The following is a 371-nucleotide window of genomic DNA, read 5'->3' as shown; positions in this document are numbered from 1 at the left end:
TCCCGCCCCCCAGGCGGGTCAAGGCAAGAAGACAGCCGGTGTTGATGGAGTAAGAGTAATCTCTCCAAGACAAAGGTTTGAGCTTGTGGAGAACATTAAGGGAAATATCAAAGCAAAACCACTGCGACGGGTGTGGATACCAAAACCTGGCAGGGATGAAAAAAGCTGGAATAGGAATACCCACAATCCAAGATAGAGCAAGGCAAGCCTTGGTCAAGTCGGCTCTCGAACCTGAATGGGAATCGAGATTTGAAGGTACAAGCTACGGGTTCCGTCCCGGACGGTCAGCCCAGGATGCAATAGGCAGGATTTACGCTGCCATAAATCGAGGACAATATTATGTTCTCGATGCCGATATAGCAAAATGCTCT

Annotated in this window: 2 protein-coding genes; both read left to right on the top strand. The window is 49.1% G+C overall.

Annotation, left to right across the window (positions count from 1 at the left end; translation table 11 throughout):
* On the top strand, positions 1–196 hold a 196-nt coding region (locus P5674_RS26125; protein ID WP_315670513.1), incomplete at its 5' end, for an HNH endonuclease.
* A partial coding sequence (locus tag P5674_RS26120; RefSeq protein WP_315643490.1) for a reverse transcriptase domain-containing protein occupies positions 156–371 on the top strand: 216 nt, incomplete at its 3' end. The genes P5674_RS26125 and P5674_RS26120, both read left to right, overlap by 41 nt.

Origin of the sequence: Limnospira sp. PMC 289.06, assembly GCF_032350395.1 — a bacterium.
In the GTDB taxonomy this organism is placed as follows: Bacteria; Cyanobacteriota; Cyanobacteriia; order Cyanobacteriales; family Microcoleaceae; genus Limnospira; species Limnospira platensis.
Note: the sequence above shows the minus strand (reverse complement) of the source record. Positions and strands in the feature narration are given on the sequence as shown.